Below are 20,581 nucleotides of genomic sequence, written 5' to 3'. Positions count from 1 at the left end.
CGTCTCCTGACGCATAAAGGGCCGGTTTCCGGCCCTTTTGTTTTGCGTAAGCAGACAAGTGAACGTTGCGACAAGCCGCGTTTACCGCTACCTTAACCACATTCTTTTTTCCCCGATGGCGGAGCCTCGCCCCTTTGAAATACCTCGTTTCCTTTCGTACCACGCTAAAAGTCTCTCGCTATCTGTTTCGGGCGCTTGCGCTGCTGCTCTGGTTGCTGGTGGCGCTGCTCTCGGTGTTCTACATCGTTAAGGCGCTGCACCAGAAAGAAGCGGAGATCCGTCAGGAGTTTAACTTAAGCTCGGATCAGGCCCAGCGCTATATCCAGCGCACGTCTGACGTGATGAAAGAGCTTAAGTATATTGCCGAAAATCGACTGACGGCGGAGAACGGCATTCTGGCCCTTCGTGGACGAGATGAAAAAACCGAAGTACCTGATTTCGAACCGCTCTTCCCGGACTCCGATTGTTCAGCCATGGGCAAAGCCTGGCGTGGCTCACTGGAGTCGCTTTCATGGTTTATGCGCTACTGGCGCGATAACTTCTCCGCCGCCTACGATCTGAACCGCGTCTACCTGATTGGCAACGAAAACCTCTGCATGGCGGATTTCGGCCTGCGGGATATGCCCGTCGAACGCGAAGACGCGCTGAAAAGCCTGCATGAGCGCATCGTGAAATACCGTAATGCGCCTCAGGAAGAGCGTGGAAACAACATCTTCTGGATAAGCCAGGGGCCGCGCATGGGCGTCGGCTATTTCTATGCCCTGACTCCGGTTTATCTCGGCAACCGCCTGCAAGCGCTGCTGGGTATTGAACAAACCATCCGCATGGAAAACTTCTTCACGCCGGGCAGCCTGCCGATGGGGGTGACCATTCTGGATGAAAACGGCCACCCGCTCATCTCCCTTGCCGGGCCTGAAAACCGCCTGAAGGTTGAGCCCAGCTGGATGCAGGAGCGGTCATGGTTTGGCTATACCTCCGGTTTCCGCGAGCTGGTGCTGAAGAAAAGTTTGCCGCCGTCGTCGCTGAGCATCGTCTACTCGCTGCCGGTGGACAAGGTGCTGGAGCGCATTCGCATCCTGATCCTTAACGCCATTTTGCTGAACATCGCGGTAGGCGTGGCGCTGTTTATGCTGGCGAGAATGTATGAGCGGCGGATCTTTATTCCGGCGGAAGCGGATGCGCAGCGTCTGGAAGAGCACGAGCAGTTTAACCGTAAGATTGTCGCCTCGGCGCCAGTGGGGATCTGTATCCTGCGTACTCAGGACGGGACGAATATCCTCAGTAACGAGCTTGCCCATAACTACCTGAACATGCTCACGCATGAAGACCGCCAGCGGTTAACGCAGATCATCTGCGGTCAGCAGGTTAACTTTGTGGACGTGCTGACCAGTACCCACACCAATCTGCAAATCAGCTTCGTCCATTCGCGCTACCGTAATGAAAACGTGGCGATTTGCGTGCTGGTGGATGTTTCTGCGCGCGTGAAGATGGAAGAGTCATTGCAGGATATGGCGCAGGCGGCGGAGCAGGCCAGTCAGTCCAAGTCGATGTTCCTCGCGACCGTCAGCCATGAGCTGCGTACGCCGCTGTACGGCATTATCGGTAACCTCGATCTGCTCCAGACCAAGGAGCTGCCGAAAGGGGTCGACCGTCTGGTGACGGCCATGAACAACTCCTCCAGCCTGCTGCTGAAAATCATCAGCGATATTCTCGACTTCTCTAAAATTGAGTCTGAGCAGCTGAAAATAGAACCGCGTGAGTTCTCGCCGCGCGAGGTGATGAACCATATCAGCGCCAACTATCTGCCGCTGGTGGTGCGCAAGCAGCTGGGGCTTTACTGCTTTATCGAGCCGGATGTGCCGCTGACGCTGCATGGCGATCCGATGCGTCTGCAACAGGTCATTTCGAACCTGCTGAGCAACGCCATCAAGTTCACCGATATCGGCTGTATTGTGCTGCATGTCTGTCGGGCAGGGGAGTACCTGACCATTCGCGTGCGCGACACGGGGGTCGGCATCCCGGCGAAAGAGGTTGTTCGCCTGTTCGATCCGTTCTTCCAGGTGGGAACGGGCGTACAGCGCAACTTCCAGGGGACCGGGCTGGGCCTGGCGATCTGTGAGAAGCTGATCAGCATGATGGACGGGGATATCTCCGTCGATACCGAGCCGGGTATGGGCAGCCAGTTCACCATCCGTATTCCGCTCTATTCGGCACACTATCCGGCGAAAGCCACGGTCGACGGGCTGAGCGATAAGCACTGCTGGCTGGCGGTGCACAACGCCTCCTTACACGATTTCCTGACCTCGATGCTGACCAGCAGCGGCGTGCGGGTCTCACGCTATGAAGGCCAGACGCCGGACGCGGATGACATGCTGATCACCGACGTTGAGCCAGACCAGGCGTGGGCGGGACGCGGGGTGGTGATGTTCTGCCGCCGCCATATCGGTATTCCGATTGAGCGTTCGCCTGGACTGTGGGTGCACAGCGTGGCGACACCGCACGAGCTGTTGGGCCTGCTGGCGCGCATTTACAGCGTACAGCTTGAGGACAGCGATGGCGCGACCGCGCTGGCCTCTCCTGATGAGCTGGCGTCAGTGAACGACGACATGATGATTCTGGTAGTCGACGATCATCCGATTAACCGTCGTCTGCTCGCAGACCAGCTTGGCTCTCTGGGCTATCAGTGTAAAACGGCCAATGATGGCGTGGATGCCCTGAATGTCTTAAGTAAGAACCATATTGATATTGTGCTCAGCGATGTGAACATGCCTAACATGGACGGCTACCGTCTGACGCAGCGTATCCGACAGCTGGGGCTGACGCTGCCGGTGGTCGGGGTGACAGCCAACGCCCTGGCGGAGGAGAAACAGCGCTGTCTGGAGTCCGGGATGGACAGCTGTCTGTCGAAGCCGGTCACGCTGGATGTACTGAAGCAGACCCTATCCGTGTATGCGGATCGGGTACGAAAAGCGAGACAATAAAAAAGGCCCGAAAGGGCCTTTTTTATTTCTCCGGCGGCTGTAGGCCAGGTAAGCGCGAGCGCTACCCGGCGTAAACAGCGAAGATCAATCTTTGTCCGTTGCGCTCAGCGTCACGGAAGAGAGATAGTTCAGCAGGGCGATATCGTTATCCACACCCAGCTTCATCATCGCGGATTTTTTCTGGCTACTGATGGTTTTAATACTGCGGTTCAGCTTCTTGGCAATTTCAGTGACCAGGAAACCTTCAGCGAACAGACGCAGAACTTCACTCTCTTTTGGCGAAAGACGCTTGTCGCCATAACCACCCGCGCTGATTTTTTCGAGCAGGCGTGAGACGCTTTCAGGGGTGAATTTCTTCCCTTTCTGTAGCGCCGCCAGCGCTTTTGGCAGATCGGTAGGTGCGCCTTGTTTCAGTACAATCCCTTCAATATCGAGATCCAGAACGGCGCTCAGGATCGCCGGGTTATTGTTCATGGTCAGAACAATGATCGAAATGTCCGGGAAGTGGCGTTTAATGTATTTGATGAGCGTAATGCCGTCACCGTATTTATCTCCAGGCATGGAGAGATCGGTAATGAGCACGTGCGCATCAAGTTTAGGCAGGTTGTTAATGAGAGCTGTGGAATCTTCAAATTCACCGACTACATTCACCCACTCGATCTGTTCAAGTGATTTGCGAATACCGAACAGTACAATCGGATGGTCATCGGCAATAATTACGTTCATATTGTTCATGTATAAGGCTACCTTGCTACAGCAAGCTCTTGACGTAAGCGTCAATGTCGCTGATGTATTTTTCAATGCCAGAGGCATCTTTCTCACGAATTAGATGTTCCAGCGTTTCACATAACTGCTTGCCGGGAACCAGATTAAGCATGGCAAACACCCCTTTAAGCCGGTGTGCTGTCTGTGCCAGCGCTGCAAAATCCTGCGCAGCGGACTCAGTATACAACCGCTTAACATCATCTGGTACTGTATCAACGAAGAGCGAATAATATCCGCTGGCATGGAGTTCTGCATTTTCATCGCCGCCTAACGGTGACTCCAGGATCTCTTCCTGCGCCAGATTCTCTTCAATCAGTTGTAATACAGCTTCCTGCATTGCATTGCTCATATTAAAGTTGACGCGCAGCTGCCCAGGGCCAATTTTCCGCACGCCTGGCTCATCATCGCTTAAAAGCAAGCCTGAGGCAGTAAGATTAGACGGATTATCAGTTAAAAATAGATCAAATTCTTGACTCGCGAGCCTTTCGTCCGGGGTGATGCAGGACGCGCCCCAGTTTTCTAACTGACGAACGACGATATTACGGATCTCGCTGGAGGTCACGTCCACCATCACGACCACATCATCCAGCAGACGCTCTTCATCCTCTTCCTGTGGATTCGCCGCCATTTTGACGTGTAAGGAGTAGCGGGTACCGAGGGATTCGCGGGCCTTGATGTTCAGATGACCGCCCAGCTTGCGCGCCAGCTGATCGCAGAGCCAGAAGGTGAGGGCATTCGCCTTACCATAATGATCACGCTGCGTATCGTTCAGGAACGGGAAATGCAGGTTATCGATTTCGCTGACGGTCACGCCTTCGCCCGTATCCAGAATGCGGAACGTCAGGCGATCGTCGGTGGATTCATCGGTGCTGACTTCCAGGGTGATCTTGCCGATCTGCGTCGTAGTGACGGCATACTGGATCAGCATCATCAGAATGCGGCGCAGGGCATCACGATCGCCGTGACGCTCGTCGTTGGCCGGTAAATGGTTGTTGATCAACAGCTGGAGTCCCTTGCGCTTGATCACCGGCAGCACTTCCGGTACCACCTCATCAATCAGATCCTGGATGGAGAAGAGCGTCGGGGTGCCCTTCCAGATGTCGTTCTCCAGCATATTCGCCAGCTGGATTTCGTCCACCAGACGAACCAGCGAGTCGGCCTGGCTGCTCAGCTGTCGGCTTTCCGGCGTGCTTAAATCAGCAATCTGCGTGGCGAGTGACTTCAGCGGTTGCTTAAAAGCATCGCCGATATTTTGCATAAACGCGGCGCGACCGTGCTGGTTCTTTTCGTACAGCCTTTGCGCCTGCTTGAGCTTTTTATTCACCAGCACTTCGCGATCCTGATCGCGAATAATGAAGATTTGCGTACGCGAGGCGACCTGACTGCGGAACTGACGGATCTCATACAGTTCATTATTAATGGTGGCCTGGATAACGCCCTGATGCTGGTCCGCCATGGCCGTAATATTTTGCAGGTTAAGGTGCGGCAGAAGGTGGTCGGCAATTTTATTGCTCATGACCGTGCGGTTTGCTTCCTGATCGTGAACGAGCACCCCCAGCGGCAGCACGGAAATAATCTCTTCGTTTAAGGCACGCAGGACGCGCAGTTCGTTGCTGGTTCCTGAGGATACCGATGTCGAGTCGCTCTGGCGGCCCGACTGGAAACGGAAGGTGCTGTAGCCAAACAGCGCCAGCGCCAGCAGGCCGATATTCAGCAGCAGCGGCAGGAGAATGTTTTGCAGGGTATCAAGCATCAGGGTGCCAAAAGGCACCTGCCACACCAGCCGCATACCGGTTGAATTGAGCGATGAGGCAATCTCAATTTTTGAGCCATTAAAGGAGATTGCGACGCTGTCCGCGCCTTCTTTGTCCGACGGCGTGCGCATATTCTGGGTGCTGTTGTCTGGCTCCAGACGGAAACTGTCCAACGGCATATCCGGCGGGATGAGATCGTTAATCGGCAGATCGAAGGCAACCACGGTAGCGAGATGGCCCGGCTGGTTAAAGGTGGTGCGCAGCGTAAAGTAATGGCCGTTCTGCCAGGCGAGGCGGCGTAGCGAAGAAAAACTTTCGCGCTCGTCCAGCGCGTTGGCCTGTTGCAACATTTCTGCCCGACGGGAATCCACAATACTGCCAACGGTGGTCTCTTTAAAGCCGGACGAGAGGTCCTTAAGCGGCAGGGTAGAGACCAGGATCATGCTGTTGTCCTGGCCGTTCAGGTAATACATGGACCACGGAACGGTCTCGGCGCCCCACAGGGTGTCCAGATAGGAGGAGATCCGCTGCGTCATCTCCAGCGTTGCGCTGTCGTGCGAACCGAAAATCAGGGCTTCAGTTTTGCGCTGCGGTTTTTCAAGGTAATAAACATCCTGCTTAAGGCGCGTTTCCTGCAACCCTTCGCCTGACGAGGTGGCAGGCGCGGCGGCGATATTGTCGTAGATTTGCCAGGTCGCATAGCGCCACGTATCAATGCGCTTATGCACCGCGTGGGTGATATCGACGATTTGATAGCTTTTATCTTTAAGCCAGGTGTTCACGGCGCTCTGGACCATCACCCCCATTGTGACTAACAGCACAACGATCAACAGAAGAAAGAAACGGGTGATGCTGCCCGGTAGAAGGGAGAATTTGCTCGGGGCGGTAGTTTCTGTCTGACTCATTGATGTGTTTAACCCGTAATGGCCGCGCGGTAATGGGATAGGGCAGTATAAAGGGTAATAACCGAATTTCCAGCGTCGTTATCGGCATGACCTTGACTTTTTATCTGTCGCAACCCGCTTCAACGACATCCGGGTAAAAGATGTACAAAACTCAGTCAAATGTACAAATACGCCGTCACAACGGCTGAAAAATAGCACGAACTAACAAGAAATTAATTGCGGCTACAAAAAAAGGAATTCTGTAAACGCCAACGCTGAATTTAGTTAATAGTCGTTATCATTACAGGCGGGTAGCACATTAAATGTCTGCTGACGTAAAGAAAGGTAAAAAAAAACCGAATGCGAAGCATCCGGTTCAATTAGGGATAAACAGACATTCAGAACTGAATGACGGTAATAAATAAAGTTAATGATGATAGCGAGAGTTATTTTAGTGGTGTTGAAGGGAATTTTTTTGTCATTCAGTGCGGTACTGTTTTTTAAGTTAATTTATTGAATTTTTTACGATATATTTTTGTTTTGATTATCCGTGCTATATTTTTAAACTTTTGATGCTCTGTGAAAGTTCCTTGAAATTTACAAATTGAAACATCTTGATGGTAAAGTGAAACATCTTCAAAGTTTTCGTATCATATTCCTGTTGGATTATTCTGCATTTTTAAGGAGAATGAACTTGCCGACTGGTTAAGAGGGTTGACCAGTAAGCAGTGGTAAATAATAAGGCATATAACAGAGGGTTAATAAAATGAAAGTTAAAGTACTGTCCCTCCTGGTACCAGCTCTGCTGGTGGCAGGCGCAGCAAATGCGGCTGAAATTTATAACAAAGACGGCAACAAATTAGATCTGTACGGTAAAGTGGATGGCCTGCACTATTTCTCCGATGACGACGGTGCAGACGGCGACCAGACCTACATGCGTCTGGGCTTCAAAGGCGAAACTCAGGTTAACGATCAGCTGACCGGTTACGGCCAGTGGGAATACCAGATCCAGGGCAACTCTGGCGAGAACGAAAACAACTCATGGACGCGTGTAGCGTTCGCTGGTCTGAAATTCGCTGATGCGGGTTCATTCGACTACGGTCGTAACTACGGCGTTGTTTACGATGTCACTTCCTGGACCGACGTTCTGCCGGAATTCGGCGGCGACACCTACGGTTCTGACAACTTCATGCAGCAGCGCGGTAACGGCTTCGCGACCTACCGTAACCAGGACTTCTTCGGTCTGGTTGATGGTCTGAACTTCGCGTTACAGTACCAGGGTAAAAACGGCAGCCCAAGCGGTGAAGGCCAGACCAATAACGGTCGTGACGCGCTGCGTCAGAACGGTGACGGCTACGGCGGCTCTCTGACCTACGATCTGGGCGAAGGCTTCGCACTCGGTACGGCTGTCACCAGCTCTAAACGTACTGATGACCAGAACGCGCCAAACTACTTCGGTAACGGCGATCGTGCTGAGACCTACACCGGCGGTCTGAAATACGACGCGAACAACATCTACCTGGCTGCACAGTATTCTCAGACCTACAACGCGACCCGCGTTGGCGATCAGGGCTGGGCTAACAAAGCACAGAACTTCGAAGTGGTTGCTCAGTATCAGTTCGACTTCGGTCTGCGTCCATCCGTGGCTTACCTGCAATCTAAAGGTAAGGACATCGAAGGCTATGGCGATCAGGATATCCTGAAGTATGTTGACGTGGGCGCGACTTACTACTTCAACAAAAACATGTCCACCTACGTTGATTACAAAATCAACCTGCTGGATGAAAACGACTTCACTCGCCGCACCAGTATCAGCACCGACGATATCGTAGCGCTGGGTCTGGTTTACCAGTTCTAATTGCTCATACTGCAACAAAGGGGCCATCAGGCCCCTTTTTTCATGCTTTTTTAGGGTCTTACAAATACGCTGTTTTAGTGTACTCTTGCCGCCCTGGCATGAGGATAATAACCAATGGAAATGACTTTTTTGCGCGCCAGCTTTCTGGCGACTGTTTTACTCCTGACCGCGTGTGACTCTTCTACGCAGCCCGCAAAAATCGAGGCGCCAGCCGCGACGGTGCTGGAAGGGAAAACCATGGGGACCTTCTGGCGCGTCAGCGTGATGGATATTGATAAATCCCGCGCTGAAGAATTACGCGGAAAAATTCAGGCGCAGCTGGATGCTGACGATCAGCTGCTCTCGACGTATAAGAATGACTCAGCGCTGATGCGTTTCAATCGCTCCAGCAGCACCTCGCTGTGGCCGGTGAGCGAAGCGATGGCCGATATCGTCACGGAATCTATGCGCGTGGGCTACAAAACCAACGGCGCAATGGATGTGACCGTGGGGCCGCTGGTCAATCTGTGGGGATTTGGCCCTGACAAACAGCCGGTGGCTACCCCCGATCAGGCCGCCATCGACGACGCCCGCGCCCGTACAGGGTTACAGCATCTGTCGGTGATCGGTCAGTACGGTCAGCAATACCTGCAAAAGGATATTCCCGATCTGTTTGTGGATCTCTCTACGGTAGGCGAGGGGTATGCGGCGGACCATCTTGCGGCCCTGATGGCGCAGGAAGGCATTCCCCGTTACCTGGTTTCCGTAGGGGGCGCGCTCGTCAGCCGGGGCATGAACGCCAGCGGCAGGCCGTGGCGGGTGGCTATCCAGAAACCAACCGACCAGCAGAACGCGGTGCAGGCGATTGTCGACATCAACGGGCACGGTATCAGCACCTCCGGCAGCTACCGCAACTATTACGAACTGGACGGCAAACGTATTTCGCACGTTATCGATCCGCAAACCGGACGCCCCATTACCCACAATCTGGTGTCCGTTACGGTGATAGCCCCAACCGCGCTGGAAGCGGACGCATGGGATACCGGACTGATGGTGCTCGGCACGGAGAAAGCCAAAGAGGTGGTGCGCCAGGAAGGGCTGGCCGTCTATATGATCACCAAAGAGGCTGACGGGTTTAAAACCTGGAGTTCACCGCAGTTCAACAGCTTCCTGGTAAGCGAGAAAAATTAAAAAGCAAGGTTGCGGGTTTTTGTTCGGTGGCGTTCAGGCAGGCTAAGCGTATGCTTGTAAGAGGAGCCGATAATGAAAAACACAACCTATCTCACCGATGAGGATCGCTGGCAGGCCGTTCTGGCCCGCGATCCTCATGCGGATAACCAGTTTGTTTTTGCCGTGCAGACGACCGGCATTTATTGCCGCCCGTCCTGCCGCGCCCGCCACGCACTGCGTAAAAATGTCTGCTTCTATCCTGATGCTCACCAGGCAGGGCTGGCGGGCTACCGTCCCTGTAAGCGCTGTTTGCCGGACCAGGACGATCCTATGGCGCAGAAAAAGGCCCGTATTGCGCTGGCCTGCCGGCTGCTTGAGCAGGATGCCGCGCTGAACCTTGACGCGCTGGCGCAGCAGGTTGCCATGAGCCCGTTCCATTTCCACCGCTTGTTTAAATCCGTTACCGGCATGACGCCGAAAGCCTGGCAGCAGGCCGCGCGTGAACAACGCCTGCGCAGCACGCTGGCGCAGGGCGGTAAAATCACCGATGCCGTTCTGGCCGCCGGGTTCCCGGACAGCAGCAGCTACTACCGTAAAGCCGATGGCGCGCTGGGCATGACGGCCAGACAGTACCGCAACGGGGATGCCGCAGTCCGCTATGCCATCAGCGACTGCTCGCTGGGCCGCTGTCTGGTGGGGGAAAGCGAGCGCGGGATCTGCGCGATACTGCTGGGGGATGACGACGCCGCGCTGACGGCCGAGCTGCTTTCACTGTTTCCGCTTGCCGTCCGTGAACCGATGGAAGGCGCGTTTGCCGGGCGGATCCGTCAGGTGATTGCCTCTGTCGACAGCCGCGCGACGCCCCTGACGCTGCCGCTGGATATCCGCGGTACCGCCTTCCAGCAGCAGGTCTGGCAGGCGCTACGGGCTATCCCCTGCGGTGAAACGGCAAGCTATCAGCAGGTGGCGAAGGCCATTGGCAAACCCAACGCCGTCCGCGCCGTGGCGGGGGCCTGCGGGGCCAATAAACTGGCGATTGTGATCCCCTGTCACCGCGTGGTGCGTAACGACGGTGCGCTCTCGGGCTATCGCTGGGGGGCAGCGCGTAAGGTACTATTATTAAAACGTGAGGCGAATAAACAGGAGGGATAATGCTCGATCTTTTTGCGGAAGCTGAACCCTGGCAGGAGCCGCTCGCGCCGGGGGCGACGATCCTGAGACGCTTCGCGCTTTCCCGCGCGGCGGCGCTGTTCGACGGTATTGATGCCGTCACCGCCCGTTCGCCGTTTCGCCATATGGTCACGCCGGGCGGGTATACCATGTCCGTGGCGATGACCAACTGCGGCGAACTGGGATGGGCGACGAATGCGCGGGGCTATTTATATGCGCCGAACGATCCGCTGACGGGGCTGCCGTGGCCGCCAATGCCGGAGGCGTTTCAGGCGCTGTGCCATGATGCCGCCGTCGCGGCCGGCTATCCTGATTTTCGACCCGACGCCTGTCTCATCAACCGCTACGCCGTCGGGGCTAAACTTTCCCTGCATCAGGATAAGGACGAGCCGGATCTGCGCGCGCCGATTGTCTCGGTATCCCTTGGGCTGCCCGCTGTCTTTCAGTTTGGCGGGCTGCGGCGCAACGACCCGCTAAAACGGCTGATGCTGGAGCATGGCGATGTGGTGGTCTGGGGCGGTGAGTCACGGCTTTTTTACCATGGTATTCAGCCGCTTAAAAATGGCGAACACTCGGTGGCGGGGGCGTTTCGTTACAACCTTACGTTCCGGCAGGCAGCGTACAGAGAATAAAAATAAGAATTATTCTTGATGTGTGTGAAAGGCAGTTTACACTGCTGGCTGATTTTTCTTGTCCGGATTGCTCTGCATGCAACTACTTCTTCTTGTCTGGCGGCAGTACCGCTGGCCTTTCATCGCGGTAATGGCGCTAAGCCTTGCCAGCGCGGCGCTGGGGATTGGCTTGATTGCCTTCATTAACGTGCGTTTGATCGAAATGGTCGACACGTCACTCTCCGTCCTGCCGGAATTCCTGGGATTACTGCTGCTGCTGATGGCGGTCACGCTCGGATCGCAGCTGGCGCTGACCGCGCTCGGCCACCATTTCGTTTTCCGTCTGCGCAGTGAGTTCATCAAACGTATTCTCGACACCCAGGTTGAGCGCATCGAACAGCTGGGAAGCGCCTCTCTGCTGGCGGGGCTGACCAGCGACGTGCGCGCCATTACCATCGCGTTTGTACGTCTGCCGGAGCTGGTGCAGGGGATCATCCTGACCTTTGGCTCGGCGGCCTATCTCGCCTGGCTCTCCAGCAAAATGCTGGCCGTGACGGCATTGTGGATTGCGATCACCATCTGGGGCGGGTTCCTGCTGGTCTCCCGTGTCTATAAGCACATGGCGGTGCTGCGCGAAACGGAAGACAAGCTCTATAACGACTACCAGACGGTGCTGGAAGGGCGTAAAGAGCTGACGCTGAACCGCGAGCGCGCCGAGCACATCTTCAATAACCTCTATATTCCTGACGCGCACGAATATCGTCATCATATTATTCGCGCCGATACGTTCCACCTGAGCGCCGTGAACTGGTCCAACATTATGATGCTGGGCGCCATTGGCCTGGTGTTCTGGATGGCGAATAGCCTGGGGTGGGCGGATACCAACGTGGCGGCCACGTACTCCCTGACGCTGCTGTTTTTACGCACGCCGCTGCTGTCGGCCGTTGGCGCACTGCCGACGCTGCTGAGCGCTCAGGTCGCCTTTAACAAGCTGAAGAAGTTTGACCTTGCGCCGTTTAAGGCCGAGTTCCCGCGTCCGCAGGCTTTCCCGAACTGGCAAACGCTTGAGCTGCGTAACGTTACCTTCCGCTATCAGGAGAGCGCGTTCTCCGTGGGGCCGATAAACCTGACCCTTCACCGCGGCGAGCTGCTGTTCCTCATCGGCGGCAACGGCAGCGGCAAATCCACCCTGGCGATGCTGTTGACGGGGCTCTATCAGCCGCAGTCGGGTGAAATTTTGCTGGATGGCAACGCGCTGAGCGCGGAGAAACCGGAGGACTACCGCAAGCTCTTCTCGGCGGTATTTACCGACGTCTGGCTGTTCGATCAGCTGCTGGGTCCGGAAGGGCAGCAGGCGGATCCCGCGCTGGTGGAGAAGTGGCTTGCGCACCTGCAAATGTCACACAAGCTGGAGCTCCAGGATGGCAAAATCCTCAATCTCAGGCTGTCGAAAGGGCAGAAGAAACGCGTGGCGCTGCTGCTGGCGCTGGCCGAGGAGCGTGACATCATCCTGCTGGACGAGTGGGCCGCCGATCAGGACCCGCACTTCCGCCGCGAGTTTTATCAGGTGCTGCTGCCGCTGATGCAGGCGATGGGGAAAACCATCTTTGCCATCAGCCATGACGATCACTACTTCATTCACGCCGACCGTCTGCTGGAGATGCGCGACGGCAAGCTGAGCGAGCTGACCGGCGACGAGCGCGATGCTGCGTCACGGGATGCGGTGGCGCGTACGGCCTGAGTGCGATTGTGCCGGGTGCGCCCGGCACGTTAATTTTTCATATATGCCGATTTTTTCTCCATCCCGACACGCCGTTTATTCTTATTTACATATCCCCGCGCTATGCTTAAAGCCAACCTATTTCATGGATTTATGATTAATGTCGTTATTAAAGAAAAACAGCGCAAGGCAGCGTGACCAGGAGCGTGCGCGCCTCATCTGGCTCCTGACGACCGATAAAGCGGTGACGTCAACGTTATTGGGTAAGCTGACCCTGGCTGAGCAATATGATGTCGGCACGCTGGCCGACGATATTGCTGAGGTAGGTGCGCTGGTAGCACATTTACCACCCCCGGATCTGGCGGATACGCTGGAGGCGCTGCCTTCCGAGGAACGCCACGCCCTGTGGCGGCTGGTGCAGGATCACGAGCGCGGTCAGGTGCTGCTTGAAGCGTCGGAAAACGTCTGGGATGACCTTATCGATGAGATGAGCGACCGGGACATTCTTGACGCTCTGCAAACGCTGGATATCGACGAGCAGATCTACCTTGTACAGCACCTTCCGCGAAACCTGACCGGTCGCCTGCTGGCTTCCCTGCCTGCTGAGGAGCGGGCGCGCGTGCGTCAGGTGATGCACTACGAGAAAAACAGCGTCGGCGCAATCATGGAGTTTGGCGTCATCACCGTGCGTCCGGACGTCACTCTGGGCACGGTGCAGCGTTACCTTCGTCGGCTCGGCAGCATGCCGGACAACACCGACAAATTGTTTGTCACCTCGCGGGACAAAACCCTGCTCGGCGAGCTGGAGCTTAAAACGATCCTGCTGAACAGCACCCAGCAGCGGGTGAGTGAGGTGATGGAAACCGAGCCGATGGTGTTTTCGCCGGAAGACGATGCCGAAAAAGCGGCGCGTACCTTCGAACGTGATGACCTGGTGAGCGCCGCGGTGGTGGATTCCGTGGGCAAACTGATGGGGCGTCTGACCATCGATGAGATCGTTGATGTGGTCTATGAAGAGACCGATAACGACCTGCGAGCCCTTGGCGGGATCAGTGCCGAAGATGACGTTCACGCCTCCGTCGGCAAGGCCGTCAAAACGCGCTGGGCGTGGCTCGCCATCAATTTATGCACCGCGTTTGTGGCCTCCCGTGTCATAGATGGCTTCGAACATACCATTTCCCAGCTGGTAGCCCTGGCTTCTCTGATGCCTATTGTGGCGGGGATCGGGGGGAATACCGGTAACCAGACTATCACCATGATCGTTCGCGCCCTGGCGCTGGAAAATATTCAGCCGGGTAATTTTTCGTGGCTGATCTTCAGGGAGATGGGCGTTGCGCTGATTAACGGCCTGGTCTGGGGCGGCATCATGGGCGGCATCACCTGGTGGCTGTACGATGATATGGCGCTCGGCGGGGTCATGATGCTGGCGATGGTGCTGAACCTGCTGGTGGCGGCGATGATGGGCGTGATTATCCCGCTGACGATGACCCGTCTGGGGCGCGACCCCGCTGTGGGGTCGAGCGTGATGATTACCGCCATTACCGATACCGGCGGTTTCTTTATTTTTCTTGGACTGGCGACGATTTTTCTTCTGTAGCCAGCGCCTTTTGCTTCAGTCGGGCAGGGAGGATGCACATCATCACGATCCCGCCCAGCACGCCAATCGCCAGGTTACCGGTGGAAACCGTTGCCACAACCGTCACCAGCATCACGACGGTTTCCGCCACCGGCGCGTTTTTCAGCGTTCCGGGCTGAACGCTATGCCAGCTAAAGGTCTTGACGGCCACGATTGCCATAATACCCGCCAGTACCGCCATCGGGATTTTAGCCATTACCTCGCTGAGCGCCGTGACCAGTATCAGCAGCACAACGCCTGCCGCAAGGGTGGAGATACGGCTTCTGCCTTTGCCCATCTCCACGTTAACGATGGTTTGCCCAATCATCGCGCAGCCCGCAATGCCGCCGTAGAACCCGGCCATGATATTTCCTACGCCCAGCCCGATACTCTCGCGGCGCTTGCTTGAAGGGGTCACGGTCAGTTCATCCACCAGCTTAGCCGTCAGTAGCGATTCCAGCAGGCCAACGAAGGCGATACTCAGCGCGCACGGCCAGATGATGCTCAGCGTCTCCAGGTTAAGCGGCACCAGCAGTTGCGTAAAGCCAGGCAAACCGCCGCTCATGGAGCCTTCATCACCCACCGTTGGCAGAATTTGTCCGCTGGTGACGGTAAACAGCGTCAGCAGCACAATGGCAATCAGCGGGGAGGGAACGCTTTTGATATAGCGTGGCACCCACAGCACAATCAGCAGCGTCAGCACGAACAGGCCCACAATCAGTGGGCTTCGGCTCCAGAAATGGGGAACCTGGGCAAAGAAAATCAAAATGCCAAGGGCGTTAACAAACCCGGTCATCACCGACTGGGGAATAAAGCGCATCAGCCGCGCCATACCCAGCGCGCCGAACAGGATCTGAATCACGCCCGCCATCACTACCGCAGGCAAAATGTACTGTACACCGTGTTGATGAACCATCGGGCCAATAACCAGCGCGACGGAGCCCGCCGCCGCCGTCACCATGGCCGGACGCCCGCCGAGCAGGGAAAGAGCAAAGCAGAGCACCACGGAGGCGATAAGGCTCACTTTCGGGTCCACGCCCGCGACCACGGAAAACGAAATCACTTCCGGGATCAGCGCCAGCGCGGTAATCACGCCGGCCAGGGTTTCGCGCATCAGACGTTGAGGCGAACGTAAAACGGTGGCGACGTGGCCTTCATGGGGTACAGACGAATGGGGTAATGACATAAGAATTCGCTAGTTTGGGCAGGCTTCCGTGCGCGCGATCACAAAGTGCAGCATAATAGCCAGGAAAATCGCCTGGTGCCAGCCTGCCTGTCAAAACCCCACAAACAATCCATCATTAAATTTCACAATTACAATAATTTCGTAACCTTTAAACAATATTTAAAAGTTGTTACCGTGCCCCCGCAGCGTGTTTCACCTGTAATTTCTACGCATCAAGCACTATTCAACTAAGGCATAAATGATGAAAAAAATGACTGCCGTGCTCTTTTCACTGGCCGTGGGGCTGAACGCCGTCTCGCTGGCGGCGAAAGCTGACGCACCAAAAGAGCAGGAAACGGATGTCCTTTTAATTGGTGGCGGCATCATGAGCGCTACGCTGGGCACGTATCTTCAGGAATTAGAGCCGAACTGGTCCATGACCATGGTCGAGCGCCTTGATGGCGTGGCGCAGGAAAGCTCTAACGGCTGGAATAACGCCGGGACGGGGCACTCGGCACTTATGGAACTGAACTATACGCCGCAGAAAAAGGACGGTTCCATTAGTATCGAGAAGGCGGTAGAGATCAACGAAGCGTTCCAGATCTCACGCCAGTTCTGGTCTCACCAGGTGAACAGCGGCGTGTTGCACAATCCGCACTCCTTCATCAACACCGTACCGCACATGAGCTTTGTGTGGGGCGATCAAAACGTCAATTTCCTGCGCGCGCGTTACGCTGCCCTGCAACAGAGCACGCTGTTCCGCGGGATGAAATACTCTGAAGATCACGCTCAAATCAAAGAGTGGGCACCGCTGGTCATGGAAGGACGCGATCCGAACCAGAAAGTGGCGGCGACCCGCACTGAAATTGGTACTGACGTTAACTACGGTGAAATCACCCGTCAGCTGGTGGCCTCTCTGAAGAAAAAAGAGAACTTCAACCTGCAACTCAGCTCCGAAGTGCGTGGTTTCAAGCGCAACGCGGATAACAGCTGGAGCGTGACCGTTGCCGATCTGAAAAACAACGAAGCCGAGCATGTCATTAAGGCGAAGTTCGTCTTTATCGGTGCGGGCGGTGCGGCGCTGAAACTGTTGCAGGAGTCCGGTATTCCGGAAGCGGACGACTACGCGGGCTTCCCGGTCGGCGGCCAGTTCCTGGTGTCGGAAAACCCGGAAGTGGTTAACCGTCATCTGGCAAAAGTGTACGGTCAGGCCTCCGTTGGCGCGCCACCGATGTCCGTTCCCCATATCGACACCCGTATGCTGGACGGTAAGCGCGTGGTGCTGTTCGGGCCGTTCGCTACCTTCTCTACCAAGTTCCTGAAAAACGGTTCCCTCTGGGATCTGCTGAGCGCGACCACGACGTCGAACGTCAAACCTATGATGGACGTTGGGCTGGATAACTTTGATCTGGTGAAATACCTGATTAGCCAGGTGATGCTTTCTGATGACGAACGCTTCGAGGCGCTGAAAGAGTACTATCCGCAGGCGAAGAAAGAAGACTGGCGTCTGTGGCAGGCGGGTCAGCGTGTACAGATCATCAAGCGCGATCCGAAAGAGGGCGGCGTGCTGCGTCTGGGTACCGAAGTGGTGAGCGATAAGGATGGCACCATTGCCGCGCTGTTGGGGGCATCCCCGGGTGCGTCTACCGCTGCGCCAATCATGCTGCACCTGATGGAAAAAGTGTTTAAGGATAAAGTGTCCAGCCCGGAATGGCAGGCGAAGCTGAAAACCATTATTCCATCTTACGGTACGAAGCTGAACGGTAACGTTGACGCCACGGAGCAAGAGCTGGAATACACCAGCCGCGTTCTGCAACTGCAATACGTCAAACCGCAGGCTGCGGATGCGGCGCCAAAGGCGGAGCTGAAGCCACAGGCAGAAAACAAGCCGGTTGCGGATATCGCGCTGTAGCGTAAAAAAGCCGGGTAAGCGTGAGCGCCACCCGGCTTTTTTTTAACGAACTACCGCCTGCCCGACAGTCTCATCTGCCTTCCACACGCGATATTTCACATCTACGTTTTCCGGCGTATAGACAACAATTGGCAGCTTGCTGTTATAGCGCAGCAGACTGTTATCACCCAGATACGCGGTAATAAATTTCTTCTCTTTCTTGCCGTCCGGACACGCCATCATGGTGGAGACCGGTGACGTTACTTTGTCGAAGACATAGTAGTCATAACCCCAGCCTTCCAGCGTTTTGCTTTCCAGCTTGCCGCCCAGACGATGCTGGTTGCAGTCCACTTCCAGCGTCTGGCCGATTAACAGCTCAACTTTGAAATTTGCTTCATCCTGCTGGACCGGGAGCTGAATAACCTGGCGCTTCATCCCTTTGTCCGCTTGCGGATACGGGGCAACTTTTTCCAGCGGCTGCTCTTTCTGGGTTTCGCTGGCAAAAGCGCTGGTGCTGGCGCACGCAGCGGCGAGGAGGGCGATGGCAAATTTAGGTGCGTTTTTCACTGTCATTCCTTTTTTGTCAAAACGATCCGGTAAAGACTAACATAACGTACGTGAATGGTTGGCGCAATTTACTCATGTTTTCAATTTAAATGGAGTAATACACTGCTTTAGTGTTCTTTTTGTGGTGTTTAATGCTGCGTTGGAGTCGGGGCGGCGATCGTGTTATTTTACGCGTTAATTATTGTTATTTATCTGTAAAGGGAGGAGAGATGGTAGGGGAAAAACTGAAGACACCTGAAGGCCGCAAGTTCCTGCTGGCGTTACTGGTTGTATTTATGATTGCTGCCGCATGCGTGGGGCGCGCAACCATTGTCGGTGTGATCGAGCAGTACAACATTCCGCTCTCTGCGTGGACAACCAGCATGTTTGTCCTGCAATCGGCGATGATCTTTGTTTACAGTCTGGTGTTCACCGTCCTGCTTGCGATTCCGCTGGGGATTTTCTTTCTCGGTGGGCGTGAGAAGCACTGACCCTACTGCATGTGGGTACAGGCAATAAAAAACCAGCCATAAGCGGCTGGTTTTTTTTGTGTGTTTTTGGTCGGCACGAGAGGATTTGAACCTCCGACCCCCGACACCCCATGACGGTGCGCTACCAGGCTGCGCTACGTGCCGACGCATAAAAGGAATACTACTCGATTCCTTTTTGATTGCAAGGGGAAAGCAGCGCTAACTGATTCATAAATAATCAGTTAGCGATAAAGCGCTTCTCGTCTGTCAGCACCTGCAACAGCAAGCTGAGCTGCGGTTTCTGATCTTTGAGCTTCTCACCTTCGAGATTATACGTCTGGTAATTCCCGTTGCTGTTGAGCACCAGGGACAGCGTCGGCGTGGTCACCACCAGCGTATTTCCGCCGGCAGCCGTGACCCAGTTATGACGGCGCGTGGCGCTAAAGAGGTCCTGTCCCTGCGAGTACTCATTCGCCGGCGTGCTGACGTGCAGCAGTCGTTGCATTAGCGTGGTCATGACGTCTTTATGGTCGGTCAGCATGTTGATGCGCTGCGCGGGCGTGCCCGGCCAGTGGATCACCAGGGGAACATGCAGGTTGGGACGCGACCATTCCATGCCCTTCGCCTCGTCGCCGAGCGGCACGCCGTGTCCCGCCGTAATAATGACGACCGTATTGTCCAGCTTGCCCGCGTCGCGCAGGGCGGTCAGCACGCGGCCAATCTGCGCATCGACGTCACCCGCCGCACGGCTATAGCGGCGCGCGAAGCCTTTCTGATTGCTGTCATCAAGCGTTGTGCCGTTAAACGCAACCCAGGAGAACCAGCGGTTATCTTCCTGCGCATAGCGCTTCAGCCAGTCTATCCACTGGTCAGCGGTCCGATCGTCAGACTGGCTCTGCGCGGCAGGCAGTGAGAAATCAGACAGCAGCGCCTGGCGGTACAGCGAGCTGTTGAAGCCATCGGAGGCGAACAGCCCCAGCTGGTAGCCCTGCTGATTAAGCCCGGTAATCAGCGCGGCCGGAATACGGGCAGACAGCACGCCGTCCATATAGCTCGGTGAAATGCCGTAGAACAGGCCGAAAATACCCGCGTCGGTCGAATTACCGGAGCTCATATGCTGGGTGAATGCGATGTTGTTCTGCGCGAATTCAGCCAGGGCTGGCATCTGTTTCTCATAGCGAGAATAGTTCAGGCCATCAACGGTAATCAGCAGCACGTTCTGACCGCGGCCCATGTCGCGATATTTCAGATCGCTCAGAGGATACTGCACGCTAACCGCTTCCGGATTACCCTGTTCCACCAGACGACGCTGGTACTCCTGCGCATCCAGCAGGCCGTGTTTTTCCAGGAAACGACGCGCCGTCATCGGATAGGAGAGCGGCAGATTCGCGCGCTGCATGGTAATCGGACGGTAGAAGTTCGCATCTGCCCAGATATACATCAGGTGCGAACCGATAAATGAGGCGAAAAAGAGCGCCGCGACGGGCTTCGCGTAATGGCGGCGTCGGGTCAGACTGCGGAGCTTTTGCCAGCTCCACGTGGCGAACAGCATTTCAATCAGCAGGATAATCGGCACGCTGATAAACATCAGCTGCCAGTCGCGCGCGGTCTCGTTCTGATCCGGGTTAATCACCAGCTCCCAGACGATAGGGTTCAGGTGCAGGTGGAACCGGGTGAAGACTTCGCTGTCGATAAGCAACAGGGTCATGCCCGCCGTCGCAAGGATAGCGGACAGGAAGCGCATCAGCCGCTGCGACATGACGATAAACGTCAGAGGGAACAGGATCAGCAGATAGGTGGCGAAAACCAGAAAGCTAAAGTGACCAACAAGGCTCATCCACGAGTAGACTCGCCCGGTTAACGTGGTTGGCCAGTCCGCCACAAACAGATAACGGCAGCCGAGCACCATCGCCAACAGAATGTTGAACAGGGCAAACCAGTGCCCCCAGCTGACCATCTGGGAGACTTTTTCACGGTAGCGCTGACGATTCGTCACCATAAA

At 55.5% G+C, this 20,581-nt stretch carries 14 protein-coding genes and 1 tRNA gene; 9 read left to right on the top strand and 6 right to left on the bottom strand.

Features of this window, described 5'->3' with window-relative positions:
* Nucleotides 1-134: 134 nt before the first annotated feature.
* A complete protein-coding gene (rcsC, locus tag IM267_RS10735) occupies nt 135-2,981 on the top strand; it encodes a two-component system sensor histidine kinase RcsC (protein ID WP_193033374.1) in 2,847 nt (948 codons plus the stop codon).
* 84 nt (nt 2,982-3,065) lie between these two features.
* Here rcsC and rcsB read toward each other — a convergent pair whose 3' ends face one another.
* Both rcsB and rcsD read right to left on the bottom strand, forming a co-directional pair.
* The gene (rcsB, locus tag IM267_RS10730; RefSeq protein ID WP_003859405.1) at nt 3,066-3,716 is read right to left on the bottom strand and encodes a response regulator transcription factor RcsB; all 651 of its coding nucleotides are present in this window, start codon (nt 3,714-3,716) and stop codon (nt 3,066-3,068) included.
* Nucleotides 3,717-3,732: 16 nt separating this feature from the next.
* Nucleotides 3,733-6,405, bottom strand: coding sequence for a phosphotransferase RcsD (gene rcsD, locus IM267_RS10725; protein ID WP_063450357.1), 2,673 nt, complete (start codon nt 6,403-6,405; stop codon nt 3,733-3,735).
* 745 nt (nt 6,406-7,150) lie between these two features.
* On the opposite strand from rcsD, the gene IM267_RS10720 reads away from it, so the two are divergent.
* The 6 genes from IM267_RS10720 to mgtE all read left to right on the top strand — a co-directional run bounded on the left by IM267_RS10720 (nt 7,151) and on the right by mgtE (nt 14,489).
* Nucleotides 7,151-8,242, top strand: coding sequence for a porin OmpC (locus IM267_RS10720; RefSeq protein ID WP_063450356.1), 1,092 nt, complete (start codon nt 7,151-7,153; stop codon nt 8,240-8,242).
* Nucleotides 8,243-8,356: 114 nt separating this feature from the next.
* Complete coding sequence (gene apbE / locus IM267_RS10715) at nt 8,357-9,412, top strand: FAD:protein FMN transferase ApbE (protein WP_131636560.1); 1,056 nt, start codon at nt 8,357-8,359, stop codon at nt 9,410-9,412.
* Between the two features lie 72 nt (nt 9,413-9,484).
* Nucleotides 9,485-10,543 (top strand): bifunctional DNA-binding transcriptional regulator/O6-methylguanine-DNA methyltransferase Ada, encoded by a 1,059-nt coding sequence (ada, locus tag IM267_RS10710; protein WP_063868251.1) that lies wholly within the window; start codon nt 9,485-9,487, stop codon nt 10,541-10,543.
* Nucleotides 10,543-11,193 carry a DNA oxidative demethylase AlkB gene (alkB, locus tag IM267_RS10705; protein WP_193033373.1) on the top strand — a complete coding sequence of 217 codons (651 nt, stop codon included), beginning with the start codon at nt 10,543-10,545 and terminating at the stop codon, nt 11,191-11,193. The genes ada and alkB overlap by 1 nt, the downstream gene beginning before the upstream one ends.
* Nucleotides 11,194-11,269: 76 nt before the next feature.
* Complete coding sequence (locus tag IM267_RS10700; protein ID WP_063450352.1) at nt 11,270-12,913, top strand: multidrug ABC transporter permease/ATP-binding protein; 1,644 nt, start codon at nt 11,270-11,272, stop codon at nt 12,911-12,913.
* A gap of 139 nt (nt 12,914-13,052) precedes the next feature.
* Nucleotides 13,053-14,489: a magnesium transporter gene (gene mgtE / locus IM267_RS10695; RefSeq protein WP_063450351.1), complete on the top strand. Its 1,437-nt coding sequence runs from the start codon at nt 13,053-13,055 to the stop codon at nt 14,487-14,489.
* Here the strand turns inward: mgtE and IM267_RS10690 are convergent.
* The gene (locus IM267_RS10690) at nt 14,452-15,693 is read right to left on the bottom strand and encodes a SulP family inorganic anion transporter (protein WP_193033372.1); all 1,242 of its coding nucleotides are present in this window, start codon (nt 15,691-15,693) and stop codon (nt 14,452-14,454) included. The genes mgtE and IM267_RS10690 overlap by 38 nt on opposite strands.
* 241 nt (nt 15,694-15,934) lie before the next feature.
* Here IM267_RS10690 and mqo point away from each other — a divergent pair, with 241 nt between their 5' ends.
* Nucleotides 15,935-17,584: a malate dehydrogenase (quinone) gene (mqo, locus tag IM267_RS10685; protein ID WP_102750726.1), complete on the top strand. Its 1,650-nt coding sequence runs from the start codon at nt 15,935-15,937 to the stop codon at nt 17,582-17,584.
* Nucleotides 17,585-17,626: 42 nt separating this feature from the next.
* Here the strand turns inward: mqo and eco are convergent, their stop codons facing one another.
* A complete protein-coding gene (eco, locus tag IM267_RS10680; protein WP_193033371.1) occupies nt 17,627-18,136 on the bottom strand; it encodes a serine protease inhibitor ecotin in 510 nt (169 codons plus the stop codon).
* Nucleotides 18,137-18,339: 203 nt separating this feature from the next.
* On the opposite strand from eco, the gene IM267_RS10675 reads away from it, so the two are divergent.
* The gene (locus IM267_RS10675; protein ID WP_045343803.1) at nt 18,340-18,600 is read left to right on the top strand and encodes a DUF2534 family protein; all 261 of its coding nucleotides are present in this window, start codon (nt 18,340-18,342) and stop codon (nt 18,598-18,600) included.
* 67 nt (nt 18,601-18,667) lie between these two features.
* Here the strand turns inward: IM267_RS10675 and IM267_RS10670 are convergent.
* Both IM267_RS10670 and yejM read right to left on the bottom strand, forming a co-directional pair.
* Nucleotides 18,668-18,744, bottom strand: a tRNA-Pro gene (locus tag IM267_RS10670).
* A gap of 73 nt (nt 18,745-18,817) precedes the next feature.
* Nucleotides 18,818-20,578, bottom strand: coding sequence for an LPS biosynthesis-modulating metalloenzyme YejM (gene yejM / locus IM267_RS10665; protein WP_063450347.1), 1,761 nt, complete (start codon nt 20,576-20,578; stop codon nt 18,818-18,820).
* Nucleotides 20,579-20,581 lie beyond the last annotated feature (3 nt).

Source organism: Enterobacter cloacae complex sp. P15RS, assembly GCF_014895905.1.
Taxonomy (GTDB): Bacteria; Pseudomonadota; Gammaproteobacteria; order Enterobacterales; family Enterobacteriaceae; genus Enterobacter; species Enterobacter quasihormaechei.
Note: the sequence above shows the minus strand (reverse complement) of the source record. Positions and strands in the feature narration are given on the sequence as shown.

Coding starts and splice junctions, on each gene's coding strand:
- rcsD (WP_063450357.1), bottom strand. CDS start 6,405: ATGAGTCAGACAGAAACTACCGCCCCGAGCAAATTCTCCCTTCTACCG.
- IM267_RS10690 (WP_193033372.1), bottom strand. CDS start 15,693: ATGTCATTACCCCATTCGTCTGTACCCCATGAAGGCCACGTCGCCACC.
- apbE (WP_131636560.1), top strand. CDS start 8,357: ATGGAAATGACTTTTTTGCGCGCCAGCTTTCTGGCGACTGTTTTACTC.
- IM267_RS10720 (WP_063450356.1), top strand. CDS start 7,151: ATGAAAGTTAAAGTACTGTCCCTCCTGGTACCAGCTCTGCTGGTGGCA.
- yejM (WP_063450347.1), bottom strand. CDS start 20,578: ATGGTGACGAATCGTCAGCGCTACCGTGAAAAAGTCTCCCAGATGGTC.
- eco (WP_193033371.1), bottom strand. CDS start 18,136: ATGACAGTGAAAAACGCACCTAAATTTGCCATCGCCCTCCTCGCCGCT.
- mqo (WP_102750726.1), top strand. CDS start 15,935: ATGAAAAAAATGACTGCCGTGCTCTTTTCACTGGCCGTGGGGCTGAAC.
- ada (WP_063868251.1), top strand. CDS start 9,485: ATGAAAAACACAACCTATCTCACCGATGAGGATCGCTGGCAGGCCGTT.
- IM267_RS10700 (WP_063450352.1), top strand. CDS start 11,270: ATGCAACTACTTCTTCTTGTCTGGCGGCAGTACCGCTGGCCTTTCATC.
- IM267_RS10675 (WP_045343803.1), top strand. CDS start 18,340: ATGGTAGGGGAAAAACTGAAGACACCTGAAGGCCGCAAGTTCCTGCTG.
- alkB (WP_193033373.1), top strand. CDS start 10,543: ATGCTCGATCTTTTTGCGGAAGCTGAACCCTGGCAGGAGCCGCTCGCG.
- mgtE (WP_063450351.1), top strand. CDS start 13,053: ATGTCGTTATTAAAGAAAAACAGCGCAAGGCAGCGTGACCAGGAGCGT.
- rcsB (WP_003859405.1), bottom strand. CDS start 3,716: ATGAACAATATGAACGTAATTATTGCCGATGACCATCCGATTGTACTG.